General features: G+C 66.9%; 11 protein-coding genes. 4 read left to right on the forward strand and 7 right to left on the reverse strand.

Translation table 11 applies throughout. The features are described from left to right. Positions 1-4 precede the first annotated feature (4 nt). The gene (locus O9271_RS04910; protein ID WP_298266617.1) at positions 5-2,689 is read left to right on the forward strand and encodes a PIG-L family deacetylase; all 2,685 of its coding nucleotides are present in this window, start codon (positions 5-7) and stop codon (positions 2,687-2,689) included. Positions 2,690-2,951: 262 nt separating this feature from the next. Here O9271_RS04910 and O9271_RS04915 read toward each other — a convergent pair whose 3' ends face one another. Beyond that, positions 2,952-4,613, reverse strand: a complete 1,662-nt coding sequence (locus O9271_RS04915) for a sodium:solute symporter (RefSeq protein WP_298266619.1) — start codon at positions 4,611-4,613, stop codon at positions 2,952-2,954. A 132-nt stretch (positions 4,614-4,745) separates the two neighbouring features. Next, on the reverse strand, positions 4,746-6,191 hold the full coding sequence (locus tag O9271_RS04920) for a M20/M25/M40 family metallo-hydrolase (protein ID WP_298266622.1): 1,446 nt from the start codon (positions 6,189-6,191) through the stop codon (positions 4,746-4,748). Between the two features lie 144 nt (positions 6,192-6,335). Here O9271_RS04920 and O9271_RS04925 point away from each other — a divergent pair, with 144 nt between their 5' ends. Both O9271_RS04925 and O9271_RS04930 read left to right on the forward strand, forming a co-directional pair. Further along, a complete protein-coding gene (locus O9271_RS04925; RefSeq protein WP_298266624.1) occupies positions 6,336-7,967 on the forward strand; it encodes a TldD/PmbA family protein in 1,632 nt (543 codons plus the stop codon). Next, a complete protein-coding gene (locus tag O9271_RS04930; protein WP_298266626.1) occupies positions 7,964-9,361 on the forward strand; it encodes a TldD/PmbA family protein in 1,398 nt (465 codons plus the stop codon). The genes O9271_RS04925 and O9271_RS04930 overlap by 4 nt, the downstream gene beginning before the upstream one ends. A 65-nt stretch (positions 9,362-9,426) precedes the next feature. Here O9271_RS04930 and O9271_RS04935 read toward each other — a convergent pair whose 3' ends face one another. Then, positions 9,427-10,143, reverse strand: a complete 717-nt coding sequence (locus tag O9271_RS04935; RefSeq protein WP_298266628.1) for a hypothetical protein — start codon at positions 10,141-10,143, stop codon at positions 9,427-9,429. A gap of 181 nt (positions 10,144-10,324) precedes the next feature. Here O9271_RS04935 and O9271_RS04940 point away from each other — a divergent pair, with 181 nt between their 5' ends. Further along, complete coding sequence (locus O9271_RS04940; RefSeq protein ID WP_298266630.1) at positions 10,325-10,600, forward strand: superinfection immunity protein; 276 nt, start codon at positions 10,325-10,327, stop codon at positions 10,598-10,600. Positions 10,601-10,625: 25 nt separating this feature from the next. Here the strand turns inward: O9271_RS04940 and O9271_RS04945 are convergent, their stop codons facing one another. The 4 genes from O9271_RS04945 to O9271_RS04960 are packed head-to-tail and all read right to left on the reverse strand — an operon-like array spanning position 10,626 to position 17,716. Then, positions 10,626-12,443, reverse strand: a complete 1,818-nt coding sequence (locus tag O9271_RS04945; protein WP_298266632.1) for an alpha-amylase family glycosyl hydrolase — start codon at positions 12,441-12,443, stop codon at positions 10,626-10,628. Further along, positions 12,440-13,798: an MFS transporter gene (locus tag O9271_RS04950; RefSeq protein WP_298266633.1), complete on the reverse strand. Its 1,359-nt coding sequence runs from the start codon at positions 13,796-13,798 to the stop codon at positions 12,440-12,442. Before O9271_RS04950 ends, O9271_RS04945 begins: the two co-directional genes overlap by 4 nt. Next, positions 13,795-15,261, reverse strand: coding sequence for a 4-alpha-glucanotransferase (malQ, locus tag O9271_RS04955; protein ID WP_298266635.1), 1,467 nt, complete (start codon positions 15,259-15,261; stop codon positions 13,795-13,797). The genes O9271_RS04950 and malQ overlap by 4 nt, the downstream gene beginning before the upstream one ends. Before the next feature lie 34 nt (positions 15,262-15,295). Beyond that, on the reverse strand, positions 15,296-17,716 hold the full coding sequence (locus tag O9271_RS04960; protein ID WP_298266636.1) for a hypothetical protein: 2,421 nt from the start codon (positions 17,714-17,716) through the stop codon (positions 15,296-15,298). Positions 17,717-17,907 lie beyond the last annotated feature (191 nt).

Below are 17,907 nucleotides of genomic sequence, written 5' to 3' on the forward strand. Positions count from 1 at the left end.
CACCATGCACCCTTTCGCTGCTTCGAGGCGAACGATCAGCGCCGCGGCTCTTGCCGCGGCGCTCGTCGTTCCGGCCGCTCCGCTCGCGGCACAGGTCGCTCCCGAACGTGGCGCGGCCGCCCTCGGGTCTGCGCTGGCCGGGATCGGCACCACCGGGCGCGTCCTCACCGTGGCCGCACATCCCGATGACGAAGACACGCCCATCATCGCGTGGCTCACCCGCGGCCGCCACGTGGAGACGGCGTATCTCTCGCTGACGCGCGGTGACGGTGGCCAGAATCTCATCGGCAACGAACTCGGCGAAGCGCTCGGCGCCATCCGTACGCAGGAGCTGCTCGCCGCACGGCGCATCGACGGCGGCACGCAGTACTTCACGCGCGCCTATGACTTCGGGTTCAGCAAGAACGCCGAGGAGACGTACCGGCACTGGCCGAAGGACAGCATCCTCGGCGACGTGGTGCGCGTGGTGCGGGCGTTCCGGCCGCACGTGGTGATCGGCTTCTTCAGCGGTACGCCGCGCGACGGCCACGGGCATCATCAGGTGAGCGGGCTGCTGGCACGCGAGGCCTACGAACTGGCTGCCGACACGGTGCGTTTCCCCGTGCGCGAGTTCGGGATGCCGTGGACACCGCAGAAATTCTACCGCAGCGCGCGGCAGGTACCCGACAGCGCCACATTGCGTGTGAATACCGGCGAGTACAATGCGATGCTCGGCCGAAGCTACTACGAGATTGCCGCGGAGAGTCGGTCGCAGCACAAGAGTCAGGGCTTTGGCGTGCTCCAGCGCAAAGGCGTGATCTGGGGCTATCTCTCGCGCGAAGCCACGCGTGCCGGGCCCGCCGATGCGCGCGCCGAACGCTCGCTGTTCGACGGCATCGATACCACGTGGGCGGCGATTCGCCGTCGGGTACCGGCGGCGACACAGCCGGTGCTGGACTCGGCGCTCCAGGCGCTCACGCACCTTCGCGCCGAGTATCGCGCTGCCGATCCTGCAGGCATCGTCGAGCCGCTGGCGCGGACACTTGGACAGTTCCGTCGTGTGCGCAACACGCTGGGGAGCGGCCCCTTCGTATACATCAACGACGGGTTGCGCGGTGGGAACAGCCCCAATGCGCGGCGCGCAATGGACGAGGCGGACCCGGCGCTCTGGGTGGCCATGGCCACGACCGTGGAGCGTACGGAGCAGGCGCTCGTGCTCGCGGCTGGCGTGGTGGTGGAAGCCACGGCCCCGCGTGGCACGTTTCCGGTTCGTGAGCCGGTAAAGGTGGACGTGAACGATACGTTGCCGGTCACGGTGACCGTGTTCAACCGGGGGCGGGCACCGATCTTCCTGCGCAATGCCGGCGTGGCGGGCATCGGGTTGCGTGGCATCGACCAGGGCGATGTCACCATTGCGCCCGACAGCGCGCACGTGATGACGCGATGGGCGGTGGCCTTCGCGAGCAACTCACCGTGGTGGCGTGCCAAGGGGCGCCAGCAGCAGGACTGGTTCCAGCAGCCCATCGATTCGCGCGATGAGGTCGCTCAGCAGGAGAAGGTGTCCACGGTCCTGCAGGCGTTCCTGCAGATCGCCGGGGAATCGGTGACCATCACCACGCCGGTTGTCTACCGCTATGCCGACCCGGTCAAGGGCGATCTGCAGATTCCGGTGAGTGCGGTGCCGGGCATCTCGGTGAACCTCGGCAGCACCATGGAGTACATCCGCGCGGGAGTGCCAGTGGATCGCTACATCCCGGTGCGCGTCACCTCGTCGTATCCGCACGAGGCCAAGGTGGCGGTGCGCATCCTGCTCCCCGATGGTCTCAAGGCCGACACGGTCGAGCGTGAACGCACCCTGGAGGCGCAGGGCAGTGTAATGGTGACGTTCCGTGTGCGCGGCACCATCAGGGCCGGGCGTCACGAGCTCGGTGCCATGGCACTCCACGAGGGCACCATGAGCACGAGCGGCCCGTATCTGGTGGCGTACGATCATATCACGCCCATGCGCCTGTACGGCGCCTCGGGCATGTACCTGTCGGCGGTCGATGTGAAGCTGCCCCCGCGCGCACGCGTGGGCTACGTGGAAGGGGTCGGTGATGCCGGCGTCAAGGCACTGGAGCAGCTCGACATCACGGTGGAGAAGCTCGAGCCGGCCATGCTCGGCAGTATGGACCTCTCGCGCTTCACCAGCATCGTGGTCGGGCCGCGCGCCTACGAAACGAGTGAGACGCTGGTGAAGAACAACGCGCGGCTGCTGGAGTATGCCCGACGCGGCGGTACGCTGGTGGTGCAGTACGGCGCGCAGAACATGAACGCCTTCCCGGGAATCACGCCCTATCCGCTGCAGTGGGCGCCGCGGGCGGCGCGCGTGACCATGGAGGACGCACCGGTCACGGTGCTGCAGCCCGCCCATCCGCTGCTCACGAGTCCCAACCGTATTGGCGCTGCCGATTGGGCTGACTGGGCGCAGGAACGTGCCACCTACATGCCCAGCGTGATCGACCGGCGTTACACGCCACTGCTGCGCATGAACGATCCCGACGAAGCCGCCAATGACGGTGCGCTGCTCACCGCGCCCGTGGGCAGAGGGCGGTACGTGTACGTCACGCTCGCGCTGTTCCGGCAGTGGTCTGCGGGGGTGCCGGGGGCGGCGCGGCTGCTGGCGAATCTGGTGGCGGGGCAGGCGATCGCGATGCCGCCGAAAATGTAGGCGGGGACACGACGCGGGGGACCACGCGCGATCGATGACGCGTTGGCGGCTACGCGTTGGCGGGAACGCGTTGGCAACTACGCACGGGGGCGCGGGCACCTACGCGCCCACCGACGCGGGCGACCGGGTCGCTCCGCGTTTTCGCCCCCGTTGGTGCCCGCGTGTTCATGCGTGCTTGCCAACGCGTACTTGCCAGAGCGTTGGTGCCAACGCGTTCCCGCCAACGCGTCGTCGATCGCGCGTCGTTCCTCTGCGCCGTCTACTACGCCAACGCCGCGCGCTTTCCTCCCACCGACAGCAGCAGCCCTACCGAGAACACCACCACGGCACCGATCACGTTGTGCCAGAGAAAACTCACCGTGGGCAGGCCGAACGAGACCGCTGCCACCGCGCTCATGCCGGCGATGAGCCCCGCGAACGCCCCCAACGCGGTGGCACGCTTCACCATCGCCAGCAGGAAGACGCCGAGAATGGAGCCGTAGAAGAACGAACCGAACCGGTTCACCACTTCAATGAGGGAGCCGAGCGTGGCCGCGTAGGTTGCCACGACCATGGCAAAGACGCCCCAGAGCGCAGTGGCAACGCGACCGACGGTAAGGAAATGCCGATCGGTATCTTCCTTTCGATACCACCGCTGGTAGAAGTCGACGACGGTCGCCGTGGCCAGCGAATTGAGTTCGGCCGCAATCGATGACATGGCCGCGGCCAGCACGGCCGCGAGGAACACCCCCGCGAAACCGAGCGGCAGGTTGTCGAGCACGAAGCGCGGAATGATATAGTTCACGTCGCGGGCACTTTCGCCGCTGGCCACGGCCGCGGCCGCCAGCGCGTCTTTGCGCACCGTCTCCAGGGCGTCGTTCTGCGCCTTGAAGGTGGCCAGCGCCGCGCCGCCGGGGGCGGTGGCTGCGTCACGCGCTGCCAGTTCGCGCCCCGCCAGCGCCGCGGCATGCCGCGACTCGAGCGCCGCGTACACCGCCGGCTGCCGCTCCCGCAGGATGCCATCGTGCCGCGGATTGAAGAGCATGGGCGATGGCGCGAAGGTGTAGAAAAGGAACACCAGCACGCCAATGATGAGAATGAGCGCCTGCAGGGGAATCTTCCAATAGGCACTCATGAGCAGCGAACTCCGGGCCTCGTCCACCGAACGTGCGGCCAGGTAGCGCTGCACCTGGCTCTGGTCGGTGCCGAAGTAGCTCAGCATGAGAAACGTGCCGCCGAGGATGCCGGACCAGAACGTGTACGTCTCGGTGAGCGAGAAGGAGAAATCAAAGACGCGTAGCCGTCCGGTGGCGCCGGCAAGGCGGAAGGCGTCATCCAGCGGGACCGGCAGACGCCAGATGAGTACGGCAACCAGCGCCAGCAGCGCCCCGACGATAACCACCATCTGCTTCACGTCGGCCCAGGCGACCGCCTCCACCCCCCCGAGCACGGTATAGACGATCGTGGGGACGCCAATGAGCAGTACGCACCACGTGAGGTCCCACCCGAAAATCGCGCTCAGTACCACGCTGGGCGCCGCGATGATCGTGCCGGCCGACATGCCCCGGGAGAGGAGAAACAGGAAGCTCGTGAGCGACCGGGTCCGCGCGTCGAAGCGCCGCTCGAGGTACTCGTACGCGGTGTAGACCTTGGCGCCGTGCAGGAAGGGCACGAGCGTGACCCCCAGCAGCACCATCGCCACGGGCAGCCCGAAGTAGAACTGCACGAAGCGCAGGCCGTCGGTCGCCCCCTGCCCGGTGGTCCCGATGAGGGTGATGGCCGACAGCTGCGTGGCCATGACGCTCAGGCCGACGGCCCACCACGGGAGGCGCCGCGAGGCGAGGAAATAGCCCTCGATGTTCGTCGTGCCGCGCGTGCGGCGCAGCCCGTCGACGACGACGACGAGCAGGTACACCGCCACGATGACCCAGTTGATCCAATGCATGTGGCGCTCAGGGGGTGTATCGGGACTGCAGGAGCCACAGCAGGGCCAGGGTGACCAGCTGGATCACCAGGACCCGCGTGAGTGTGCGCTGGAAGTGGGACATGACCCGAAGCAGAGAAAGGCTCGGCTGGCTCAGGAAATCGGCTTGGTCGGGCCGGCAACCTGTTTGACCAGCAGGTACAGGAACTCGAGGCCGTCGTAGAACGACTTCACGCGCAGCTTCTCGTCGCGGCCGTGCGCGTTGGTCTCACCGGCCGCCGAGAAGATGCCACTCACGCCATAAGTGGGAATGCCGGCAGCCCGCAACCGGTAGCCGTCCGTCGCCCCGGTGCTCATGGTGGGAATGACGGGTACCCCCTTGAACATCGCCGCCGTGAGCTGGGTGGTGGCGCGCAGCAGCGAGGCATTGATGGGCGTTGGCGCCCCGTCCCGACGATCGGGACGGTCGGTCGCGATCGCCACGCTGCTGTCGTTCACGAGGCGTTGCAGCACGGCTTTCACCTGCGAGCCGGTGCTGGTGGGCGCAATACGGCAGTTCACGTTGGCCTTCACGAACTGCGGCAGGGCGTTGGGGGCGTGTCCGCCCTCCAGCATCGTCGCCACGCAGGTGGTGCGCAGCATGCTGGCGTAGCGCGGGTCGGTGCTGATGATGCGTGCCGCGGCGGTGTCCCCCGGGTTTGCAACAATGGCGCGCATGGCGGCCGCCAGGGAAGGGATCTCCACCTTGGCGGTCTGCTCGAAGAACGGACGCGTCACGTCGTTCAATTCGACCGGGAAGGTGTACTGCTGAATCCTGAGCAGCGCGGCTGCCAGCGAGTAGATGGCGTTGTCCTTACGCGGGACACTCGAGTGCCCGCCGGTGTTGCGTACCGTGAGGGTGAAGTCGTGGTACACCTTCTCGGCCGCCTGAATGCTGTGAAACAAGGGCTCGTCATTCGGCCCCAGGGTACCACCACCACCCTCATTGATGGCGTACTCGGCGTCGATGAGCTCGCGGCGGTGTTCGATGAGCCACGATACCCCATTGGTGTTGCCGCCCTCCTCATCGGCCGTGAGGGCAAGAATGAGATCGCGCTCCGGCACCCACCCTTCCTGCTTGTAGCGCAGCAGGTTGGCCGTGAGAATGGCCGCCATGCTCTTGTCGTCGGCCACGCCGCGGCCAATGAAGTAGCCGCTCTCCTCCCGCATCTCGAACGGATCGCTGGCCCAGTCGCTGCGCTTGGCCTGCACCACGTCGAGGTGGGCCAGCAGCAGGATCGGCTTGCCCGCTCCCTTGCCGCGGTAGCGTACCACGAGGTTCTGCTTGGCCGGCTTGTCGGCCGGCCCCACGAGCTGAATATCGGCCGTCGGGAACCCCGCCGCTCGGAACCGCGCCGCTACCGCCTCCGCCGACTTCGTCACACTTCCCACCGAGTCGGCGGTGTTGATCTCGACCATCTCTTCGTAGACGGCGCGCGCCGCCTGCTGCGCCGGCGTAAGCGTCGTGGGGGCCCCGGGCGCGGGGCGCAGGATGGACTGGGCGGCAACCGGGATCGGAGCGGTCGAGAGCAGGAGGCCAAGCGCAATGCGACGTGACATGGGCAGCGGGCGAAGGTGAACCGGAAGGTTACCGCCTGATGGCGCTCCAGCTCAATACTCCGTGCTCAACAGGGGGCCGGTACGGAGCGTAGGTTACGGGATCCGTTCACGGATCCGTCTCTCCTTCCCCGTCCCGCCCCTGTCATGACCCGCTCCCGTCGCGACTTCCTCAAGGCCGGCGCCACGGTCGCCGCCGGCTCGCTCGTGGCCACGAGTCCGCTGCTGGCCAATCCCGCTCGCGTCGTACCCCCGTTGGCCGATGTGCCGCGCGCCGACGATCCCGCCATCAAGGCGCTCATGCAGGTCGCGATCGACACGGCCAGGAGCGGCGGTGCCTCGTACGCCGACGTGCGCGTGGCCGCTCGCCGCCAGCAGAACGTGAATACGCGCGATCGCATCGTGCAGGGGGTGAGCGACACCGACACCTACGGTCTCGGGGTGCGCACCTTGGTCGATGGTGCCTGGGGCTTCGCGGCCACGAGCCGCCTCGACAAGGACAGTGTCGCGAATGCCGCGAAGGCCGCCCTCGGGCAGGCGCGCGCCAACCGCGCGTCGCAGCTCAGGCCGGTGGAACTGGCGCCTACCCCCGGCAATCAGGTGGGCACGTGGACGAGCCCCATTGAGGTGGATCCGTTCACGGTGGCCATCACCGACAAGGTGGCGTACCTGCTGGCGGCCAATGAAGCCGCGCTCAAGGTGAAGGGCATCCGCAACGTCAACTCGAGCATGTTCTTTCTGCGCGAGGAGAAGTCGCTCATGACGAGCGATGGCTCGTACATCGTACAGACGATCTACCGCACGTCACCCAGCATGACCGTGACGGCGGTGAGCCCCGACTTCCGCGACTTCCAGTCGGTGCAGGGCAACGAGATCGCGCCCATGGGGCTGGGCTACGAGCATGTGACGAACAGCAAGCTTGCCGAGCATGCGCCGCGGTGGGCCGAGTTGGCCGTGCAGAAGCTCAGTGCCAAGCCGGTGGAACCGGGGCGCTACGATCTGTTGCTGCACCCCAGTAATCTCTGGCTGACGGTGCATGAAGTGATCGCGCACCCCACCGAACTCGATCGCGCGCTTGGCTTCGAGGCCAACTACGCCGGCACCAGCTTCATTGCCCCACCCAAGGATGTGCTGGGCAAGCTGCGTATCGGCACCGACCTGCTCAACATCGTGGGCGATCGCGAGCAGAAGGGCTCGTTGGGGGCCATTGGCTGGGACGACGAAGCGGTGAAGCCGGTCAAGTTCGACATCATCAAGAACGGCATGTTCGTGGACTACCAGACCACGCGGGAACAGGCGACGATGATGGCCGACTACTACCGGAGCGTCGGCAAGCCGGTCCGCAGCTACGGCTGCTCGTATGCCCAAAGCTGGGCCGACGTGCAGTTCCAGCGCATGCCCAACGTGAGCATGGTGCCCGGCACCAATGACGACACGTGGGAGAGCATGATCGCCAAGATGGACAAGGGCATTGCCATCGTGGGCGACGGCTCCTTCTCCATCGATCAGCAGCGCTACAACGGCCAGTTCGCCGGTCAGGTGTTCTACGAAGTGAAGGGCGGCAAGATCGTGGGGCAGCTCAAGGACGTGGCGTACCAGTTCCGCACCCCGGAGTTCTGGAAGTCGCTCAAGGCCATCGGTGGGCCGCGCAGCTACCACCTGGGCGGCGCGTTCGGCGATGCCAAGGGACAGCCCGGACAGTCCAACTCCGTCAGCCACGGCTGCGTGCCGTCGCTCTTCCAGCAGGTCAACATCATCAACACCGGGAGGACGGCATGAGCGCGCTCGCGCCCCGTTCGCTGTTCGCGCCGGCCACCATCCTGTCACGCGCCGAGGCCCAGGAAATCGCCCAGCGCGCGCTCACGAACTCGCCCGCGCCGGAAACGCGTGTGAGCATCAACAGCAGTGCACGCGCGGATACACGCTTTGCGCTCAATCAGGTTACGACGTCAGGCGAGAACAGCGATACCCAGGTCACCATCACCGCCTACGATGGAAATCGCGCGGCAAGCGTGAACACCAATCGCCTCGACGAGGCATCGCTGGCGGCGGCGGCCAGACAGGCGTACGAAATCGCGAAGTTGGTGCCACCCAACCCCGAGCGCATGCCGGAGCTTGGCGCACAGAGCTTTCCGGCACTGCAGGAGCGCGTACTGTCGCTCCCCACACCGGCCGAGCGTGCGGCGGCGGCCAAGATCGTCACGGAGCTGGCGCGCAAGAACGAGCTCATTGCCACGGGTTTCATCGAGTGCCGCGCGGGCGCATCGGCGCTGGCCAACAGCAAGGGGCTGTTCGCCTACGATTCGAGCAGCAGCGTGACCATGACCAGCACGGTGCGCTCACCCGACGGGACCGGCTCGGGATGGGCGTGCAGCGACGGCAACAGCTTCGACGAGCTCGATCCCGCCACGCTGGCAGCCACCGCCGTGCAGAAAGCACGTGACTCGCGCAGCCCCGTGGCCATCGAACCCGGGCGCTACACCACCATTCTCGAGCCGACGGCGACGGGCAATCTGGTGCAGCTCATCGTGGGGGCCATGCAGGCACGCGCTGCCGACGAGGGACGCTCCTTCTTCACGAAGCCGGGCGGTGGCAACAAGATCGGGCTCAAGGTGGTCGACGAACGCGTCACGCTGGTGGCGGATCCCGACGACAACCCGTCCACGGGTGGCGGGTTCGACGAAGACGGGCAGCCGCTGCAGAAGGTGGTGTGGATCGAGAACGGTGTGGTGAAGAACCTCAACTATGATCGCTACTGGGCACAGAAGCAGGGCGTGCAGCCCACGCGCGCCGGCGGCGGCGGGTTTCGCGGTGCTGGCCGATCCTTGCGCATGATGGGGGGCACGTCGAGCATGGCCGAGATGGTCAAGGGCACTGAGCGTGGTGTGCTGGTCACGCGCTTCTGGTACATCCGGCCAGTGGATGCGCGCACGATCCTGTACACCGGCCTCACGCGCGATGGCACCTTCCTGATCGAGAACGGCAAGGTCACGCGCCCGATCAAGAACTTCCGCTACAACGAAAGCCCCATCTTCTTCCTGAACAACCTGGAAGCGATGGGGCCCTCGGTCCGGGTCAACGCCAGCGAGAACCTTGGCGCCGGCGGCGCGGTGTTCATGCCGGCCATCAAGGTACGCGACTTCACCTTCTCGAGCCTCAGCGACGCCGTATAGGCCGTGCGGGGCGATACCCGACAGGGGCCCGCCATCCGGCGGGCCCCTTGGCGTTCATGCTGTCGTCAGACGGCGTAGACGAACGCGCACCCATGTTCTTCGGCCATCACGTTCGCGAAGATGCCGCTGGGTTGCATGATCACTCCCGGTACGAGCATGCTGTTGGCCTTCTTGCGCGCCTCGGCCGCGTCGAGCTTGTCCCGCTGCTGAATCATCCCCACCACGCTCCGGTAGGCGAGGCCGCACCCCAGCACGATAGCCCCGTTCTCGATCTGCTTGTCCAGCATGAGCGCGCGCATGGACGCCGGCGCATCCTGGCCGGGCGCCGGCAACACCGGATTGTGCTTGAGCCGCTTGCCGTCGTCCCCCTTCAGCTTCTCGGCCTTCCCCACCTCGTAGGTCGCCCAGAACTCCTGGTTCATGCCCAGGAAGATGCCGTTGTGGCGCACGACGATCACCGTGGACAGGTCACCGGGCTTGGTCTTGAGGACGTCGGTGTACTGCCGCTGCCAGATGCCGGCCCGCAAGACGCCCACGCCTCCCTCGACCTCCGGCACGTCGAACATCGCCTTGTGCTTGCCGGTGAGCTTCTTCGGCCACGATACGTCCCACGGCTCGGCCTGCTGCAACTCGTCCCATTCTGCCGCCGCCGACAGGAGCGTGTTGGCCGGTACACCGCCAGCGTAGCCAGGCACGGCGTGTGCCACGCCGGGCAGCGCCACCAGCGATGCGGCGGTGAGACCGGCCTGCCTGAGAAAGGTGCGGCGCGCGTAGGGTGACATGCGGGCTCCAGAGAAAGAGAGAGAAGGGACCGGTGAAGATCGCACCGTTGCCCTGCGCGCGTCCACTCCGCGACGGAACGGTTTCCCCGTGGCGGACAAGCACGGCGTCGCGGGGTGGACTTGTGGCCAGAGGGAACTGGTACCGCGGCTCTGCTGAGGCGCCGGGCGATAGATTGCCGGGATGCTCTTCCCCCCGCTTTCGCTGCTGCAGCGTGCCGAGCCGCAATTCCGCTATACCGGAGGCGGGCTGCCCAAGGGCGCCGTCATCATCGTCGCCCTGGTGCTGCTCTATTTCCTGCCGAGCATGCTCGCGTTTGCCGGTGGGAAGCGGCGCAGGTGGAAGATTGTCGCCGTGAACGTGCTCGCCGGTTGGACGATCATTGGCTGGATCGTGTCGATGATCATGAACTGGGCGTACGAAGCTCCCGACGTGAACGCCGACATCGCCGAGTCGTGATTGAAGTGCTGGCCGCGCACGCCCATCACGGAACAAATACACAGCTCGCCCGTGCCGGAATGCGCAACGTGCTGCGGTTGCCCGAGCCCTCCGCCGCGGCACAGACACCCAGTACGTCGGTGCCACGAATCACGCCTGGTACGGTGACCGTGGCAGCGCTGCTGTCGTTGTTGAGGGCCACCACGACCCGGCCGCGGCGATAGACGAACTGCTGGTCGGTGACCGCGAGGTGCTCCGGGCGTGCCATACGCAGGTCGGCGTGCGCCGCGCGCGTGCGCAGGAGTGTATTCACATGCTGCCACACCGCCTGCTGCTCCGGCGTGCGCCCACTCGCTTCGAAAGCGTTGCGCGCATCGCCCGGCCAACCACCCGGAAAATCACGGCGGTTGTCGGGATCCGGCCCGCCGGGGATGGCGATCTCATCGCCGTAGTACACCAGCGGCGTCCCACGCGTGGTGAGCACCGTCGTGAACGCCAGTTTGAGCCCCTCAATGGTGGCGCCCTTCTCCCCCATGAACCGCGACACGTCGTGCAGCCCGAGGAACGGCATCAGCGCCTCGGGCGTGTCGTACAGGTGGTCGCGCATGAGCATCTGTGCCACGCCCTTGAGGGGCTTGCCACCGATGAACGCATCCCGAATGGGATAGTACAGCGGGAAGTCGAAGAGATAATCCACGCCGGTTTGCACGCCACCCGGCGTGCGCTTCGTGCCTTCGAAGAACCGGATCATCGCCGGGTCGCCATCGAACACTTCGCCCACCACACGCAGCGTGGGGTACTGTCGCTTGATGGCGCCCATCCAGTCACGCCAGAAGGACACCGGCACATACGGCCACGTGTCCTGACGAATTCCATCCATGCCGCTCATCCCCACCCACCATAGCGTGTTCTGGATGAGGTAGCGCGACACCTCCGGATCATCCTGGTTGAAATCGGGCAGGATGTTGATGAACCAGCCGTCGAGCGTGGCGCCCCGCAGCGAGTCGTGGGCATAGGCGTTGGCGAGAGTCCACGTTTGCCACGTGTTGTCCGGATGCTTCGCCTGGGTGCCGTGGAACCACGTGGGGGTGGGCGCATCCTTCACCCATGGGTGATACGGCCCCGTATGATTGGCCACCATGTCGAGGATCACCTTGATCCCCGCCTTGTGCGCGTCATCCACCAGCGCCTTGAACTCGGCCATGGTGCCGAGGTGTTCGTCCACCGCATAAAGGTCGGTGGCGCCGTAGCCGTGGTAGCCGGTGGTGGACTGCTTGTCGTACACCTCGAGCGTATCGGTCCCATCGTTGTTGTCGTAGATGGGATTCATCCAGATGGCGGTGATGCCAAGCTGCTTGAGGTACGGCAGCTTCTGGCGCACGCCGGCCAGGTCGCCACCGTGATAGAAGCGGCCCTTGGTGCGGTCCAGAATGTCGGGCGACTTGGGCGTGCGATCGTTGGTGGTGTCGCCGTTCGCGAAACGATCCGGCATGAGCAGATACACCACGTCGTCTACGCCGAACCCCTGAAAGCGCCCCAGTACCGGCAGCTGTGCTGCCACCGTGAACGGCGCCTTCACGCTGCCATTGGCCGTACGCAGCGTCAGCGGATACGCCCCGGGGCGCGTGGACGGCGCGATGCGCACATCCACGAATGCGTAGGTGCCCTGCACATTGACCTTCACGTCCCCACAGGCAAGTTGCGGGCATTCCACCCGCGCCCCCGTGAGATGCTGCCCCCGAATGAGCACCCGCACCGGATTGATGGAGTGGTTTGCCCACCAATTCGGCGGCTCCACTTTCTCAACGATGGGAGCCTGCGCGCTGGCGGCCAGCGGCGCGAGCAGGGCCAGCAGCAGCGTCATGCCGTCTCCTCCGGCACCTGCACCCGCAACACCAGCAGCGCGGCGATGGCCATGAACGCGCCGCCGGCCACCACCGCTGCCACGCGGTTGTTGTCCAGCAGATTGTTCATCACCCAGCCGAACCCCAGCGCTGCCACGATCTCGGGAATGACGATGAAGAAGTTGAAGAGCCCCATGTACACGCCCGTCTTCCCCGCCGGCAGCGCCGCCGAGAGCATCACGTACGGCATGGATATTGTGCTCGCCCACGCAATGCCCACGCCCACCATGGAGAGCAGCAGCAGCGACGGGGTGTGAATCACCGCCACACTCGCCAACCCCGCCGCACCGGCCAGCAGACACAGGGCGTGCGTCGCGCGCGGCCCCCGCGACTTCGCGAGCGGTGGCAGGAAGAACGAGAAGACGAACGTCACCGCCGAGTACACGCCGAAGCACACGCCGCCCCATTCGATGCCCTGCTGGTAGCGCGGATCGCTCGGGTCGGTGGCGCCGAACACGTCGGTGGCGACCGCCGTGCCGAAGTACAGCCACATGCAGAAGAGCCCGAACCACGTGCACATTTGCACCAGGGCGAGTTGGCGCATCGTGGCGGGCATCGCGCGCGCGGCGGCGAGGATCTCGCGCGCACCCGCGAGGAAGCCGGCGTTCTGCGCCTTGTCCCGTTCGAAGGCCGCGAGATCGGCGGGCGGCGTCTCCGTCGTGGTGAGCACCGTGTACATCACGGCGCCGAAGAAGGCGACCGCCCCGACATAAAAGGACAGCTTCACCGTATGGGGAATGGTCCCCGGCGCGCTGGCAGCCACGCCGAACCAGTTGGTGAGCATCCACGGCATGGCGGAGGCGATGACCGCGCCCAGCCCGATGAACAGTGACTGCATGGCGAAGCCGCGCGTGCGCTCCTGCACCGGCAGCAGGTCGGCCACAAAGGCGCGAAACGGCTCCATGGAGATGTTGATCGAGGCATCAAGAATCCACAGCAGCCCAGCGGCCATCCACAGGGCGCTGCTGTTGGGCATCGCGATCAGCGCGAGCGAGCTCAGCACCGCGCCGATCATGAAGAACGGACGGCGGCGTCCCCAGCGCGGCGACCACGTGCGGTCACTGAGGTGGCCGATGATGGGTTGCACGATGAGTCCCGTGAGGGGCGCGGCAAGCCACAGCAGCGGAACCTCGTCGGGTTTCGCCCCCAAGTACTCGTAGATGGCGCTCATGTTGGCCATCTGCAGCCCCCAGCCAAACTGGATGCCGAGGAACCCGAAACTCATGTTCCAGATCGCCCAGAAGTTCGTGGGCGCCGCTGACTGCGCGCCAGCGGTTGGCGCGGGAGCGGTGGGGGAGTCGGTGGCGAGGCTCATCGCTCGTAGGTGGTGGTGAGCGTATGCAGCCGCTCGGTGAGGTCCGGCGTGAGTTGCGCCCAGCTGAATCGGAAGCCCCAGTTGCCGGCCTGACGACCGGGCAGATTCATGCGCGCATCGCTTCCCAGTCCAAGCACATCCTGCATGGGGATCAGGACGGTGTTTGCCACCGAGGCGAGCGTGGCCCGGATCAGCGTCCAATGCATCTCGCTGCCATCGGTGTCGAGATAGCGGCGTGCGAACGCCTTCTCGCGCGCCACCGTATCGGCCGAGCGGGTGCTGTCGCCGGCGCCGCTCGACTGCCACCAGCCCAGGGTGGTGTCATTGTCGTGGGTGCCCGTATACACGACGAGATCGCGCACGTACCGATGGGGGATGAAGTTCGAGTCCTGGCCGTCGAACGCGAACTGCAGGATTGCCATGCCGGGATACCCGAGCTGCGCTCGCAACGTCTCCACCTCGGGTGTGATGAGGCCAAGGTTCTCGGCGATGATCGGCAACGCACCCAGCGCGTTGGTGAGCGCCTGAAACAGCGTGGCGCCGGGTCCCTTCACCCAGCGTCCGTTCACGGCGGTGGGCGCGTCGCCAGGTACTTCCCAGTACGCCTCGAAGCCGCGGAAATGATCGAGCCGGACCAGATCGAAGAGCGCCAGCCCCGCCCGCATGCGTGCAATCCACCAGCGATACCCCTCCGCCGCCATCCGCTCCCAGTCGTACAACGGATTGCCCCACAGCTGCCCCGTCTCGCTGAAGTAGTCGGGGGGCACCCCGGCCTGCACCTTGAGCGTGCCATCGTCGTGCAGCTGGAACAGCGATGGGTTTGCCCACACGTCGGCCGAATCGTGCGCCACATAGATGGGCACATCGCCCATGAGCTGAATGCCGCGCTCCCGACACGCGTGCCGCAAGGCGTGAAACTGTGCGTAGAACACGCACTGTTCCTTGTAGATGCGCTCGATCGGGGCCGCGAGCTGCCGGCGCCAGCCGTCGAGTGCCTGCGGATCCCGCTGTCGCGCGCCGGCCTCCCACGCGGTCCACGACACCCCGCCGTGCGCCTCCTTGAGCGCCATGAACAGCGCGTAGTCGGGGAGCCACTGCTGCTGCTCCTGCACGAACTGCCGGATCCGCTCGTCGAAGGGAATCGTGTCGAGCCATGCCGCCAGTGCCGCCTGCTTGGCCGGAATGACGGCGCCGAAATCGACCGTGCGGTCGCTCGCTCCCGAAGGGATACTGAACCCGGGAACGTGAATGAGCAGCGGATTGCCGGCAAACGCCGAGAAGCACTGATACGGCGAGTCACCATAGCCCGTGGGGCCGAGTGGGAGCACCTGCCAGATCTTCAGACCGGCGTCAGCGAGCCACTGCACGAAGCGATGCGCATCGGGACCGAAGTCACCAATGCCGCCGGCGCCAGGGAGCGAGGTGGGGTGCAGCAGCAATCCTGCCGCGCGAGCGAACGACATGTGAAGGTGGGAGAAGGGGGGAGTGTTGGGCGGACTACTGCGGCATTCTTGCCCACACGTACTGCACGGCGAGGTCGGTCGTGCTCCATAGCTGCACATCGCCACCGCTACCGTAACGCGTGGGTTGTGGCCGCCCGTTGGGGAACGCGTAGCTCCACAACTCGCTGCGGAACCCGGAGGCCGCCACGGCCTCACGGACCCGCGTGGCTGCCGTGTGCAGCAACTCGGTGGTGGTGGAATCGTCCTGCACGAGCGGCAGGTGACTCGCGACGCCAAGCAGGAACAGGTTCACCTCCCGTCCCCACACGACGCGCGGCCCGTGATACGGATCGTCGAGAAAGGCCTGCCAGATCGGTGGAGTGGCGTAGGCGTCGTTGGCCACGACCGCGCCCACCGCCGGCACGAGCAGCCCTTCGGGATACTCACGTGCGAAGATCGACACATCGCGGCGCAGCGCGGCCCGATTCACCGAGGTGCGGGAGGCCGACGCCATGAGTCCATCGAGAAACAGGCGCGTGGCGGGATCGCTGTTCATCACGCCGATCTGCTCACCGCGATCCGTGAGGGCGAGCGCCAGAAACTCGATTCCCTCACCAGAGCGCGGGAAGGCGCGCCAATACCGCCGTTCACCCTCCGGCATGGCGGCAAGCCGCGCCTCCACCTGCTGCTGGACCTCGGCTGGTGTTCGGCGTACGACGAACGCCTCGATGGCGCCACGCCAGACCCGAATGGCGTCTAACAGCGCCGCGTCATCGCGCGCGTAGCGACCCAGCGGTGTGTCGGCTCGCAGTGCCGGCACGGCGGACCACGTCGCGGGCGACAGGAGGCCGAGGTCCCGCAGCGCCTGCAGGATCTGCTGGGTGGCGGCAAGCGCCTGCGGGATATACACCGCGTTTACATCCATGGCATACTTGCCATTGCCATAGCCGGCGCCGCTGTCGCGCCAGCTTTGCGCAAACCAGCGCGGCGCGCCCTCGTAGGCGGTCGCGGTGGCTTCGCGTGGGGCGAAGGGCACGAAGTTCGAGGTCACCGGGTGCGCCACGTACGCTGCGCTGCGGTCGGCGAGCACCGCGAGTTCCGCCAGCAGCAACGCCAGGCGGGTCTGTGTGCCTTCCCGACCGGTGAGCCAGGTGCGCTTGCGTGCGGCGGTCACTCGGCTGTCGGCGAGATAGCGCGCCGCCATCAGCGGCAGCTGGTATTCGTCGTCGACCATGTGATAGTTCTCGCGCGTCGTGCGCCGCGCCTGCAGCACACGCACCGCGCGCGCCCGCAGCGTCTCGGCCCGTGACCGCCCGCCGGGTGCGACCGCGGCACTGTCGGCGGCACGCAGCAGCTGGGTTGCCTCGGTGGCCGCCTCGCGGATCGCCTGCCCGCCGAGCGCCTCCTCATGGCTGACCTCGCCCGTTGGGGACAGCTTGCGGAGCGCCGCGGCGATGACGAATTCACTCATCTCCGGCCGCCAGATCGGCTGCATCATGAGTGCCGACAGCAGCATGTCCCGCCCGAAGTACGTGGCGTAGGTGGGGAGTCCGGCCATGAGCTTCTCGCGGGAGGCGAGCAGCTCGACGCCAGTGACCTGCCGTTCGATCCAGCGGGCGCGCGTCGCGTCGCCGCGCGTCTGCACGTCACGGGTCCACGCCAGGAAATCCTCCGTGAAGATCTCCTGGCGAGAGAGGGGGGTGAGCGAGCGACCAGTGGTACTGATGGTCACGCGGAACCGGAGCGGGTGTCCGTGGGCTGCCCGCAGCGTCACCTGGCGCGCATCGGAAGCGATGACCCGTCCGCCTTCGAGCGCTGAGAGCCACAGGCGCAGCGTGTCGAGGCCGTCGAGGGCCAGCTGTTCAATGAGTACCGCGCTGTCGGCGGCGGGGCGCCGCGCGAGGCGGGGGAGGAACCGGGCGCGTAGCTGCGCCGGGGAGCCGGCCCGCAGCGCCACGAGCGCCGCGCGGCGCACCGGGGTGGGCTGTGCATCCAGCGCGGCGGCCAGCGCCGGGTACTCGGCGAGCACGTACGCGGAGTCGGTGAACGGCTTGCGATGCTCCTTGAAGTACTGCACATCGCGCTCGACGCGCATGCTCCCCAGCACGAAGCGCCCCAGGTGGATTTCGGTCTCCGGTACCTCGAGGTCGTACTGAAACAGTCGCCGCTGCCCCTCCCGCCAGACCCGCGCGTCGGTGGAATGCCAGCGAACAGGTGCCGGAGTGCCGTTCGCGGAGCGCGCGGAAAAGCCCACACTCTCGTTTTCCCCGTTGGCGAGCAGCTGCACGATGCGTCCTTCGCGGCGATCGAGATACAGCTGCACGGTGTTGCCGTCGGCGTCCCGGTGAAATCGGGTGACATAGCCGGCGTAGGCACTGCTGTCATCGAGGCCGGCTTCCGGAAATGCGAGCACCGGCGGTGACGAGCGGGCCGTGGACACCAGTTGTGCGACGAGGGAGAGCGCGAGCAGGCTCACAGGCGCCGGCCAAGTGGTGCGGAGAATGGAAAGTGTTGCACTGCAGATTGTTGTGAAAGTTCCAGCGCCGGGGCCGCCTGAGGCGGCGGCAGGACCGGGGGGAGGTGAGCGGGGCGCGCGGGGGGGCGCGCGCTGGGTGTCGGCGGGAGGGATGTAACGGATGAAACGAAGTCCGTCGCGGGAAACTTGCG

Source organism: Gemmatimonas sp. (genome assembly GCF_027531815.1).
Lineage (GTDB): Bacteria > Gemmatimonadota > Gemmatimonadetes > Gemmatimonadales > Gemmatimonadaceae > Gemmatimonas.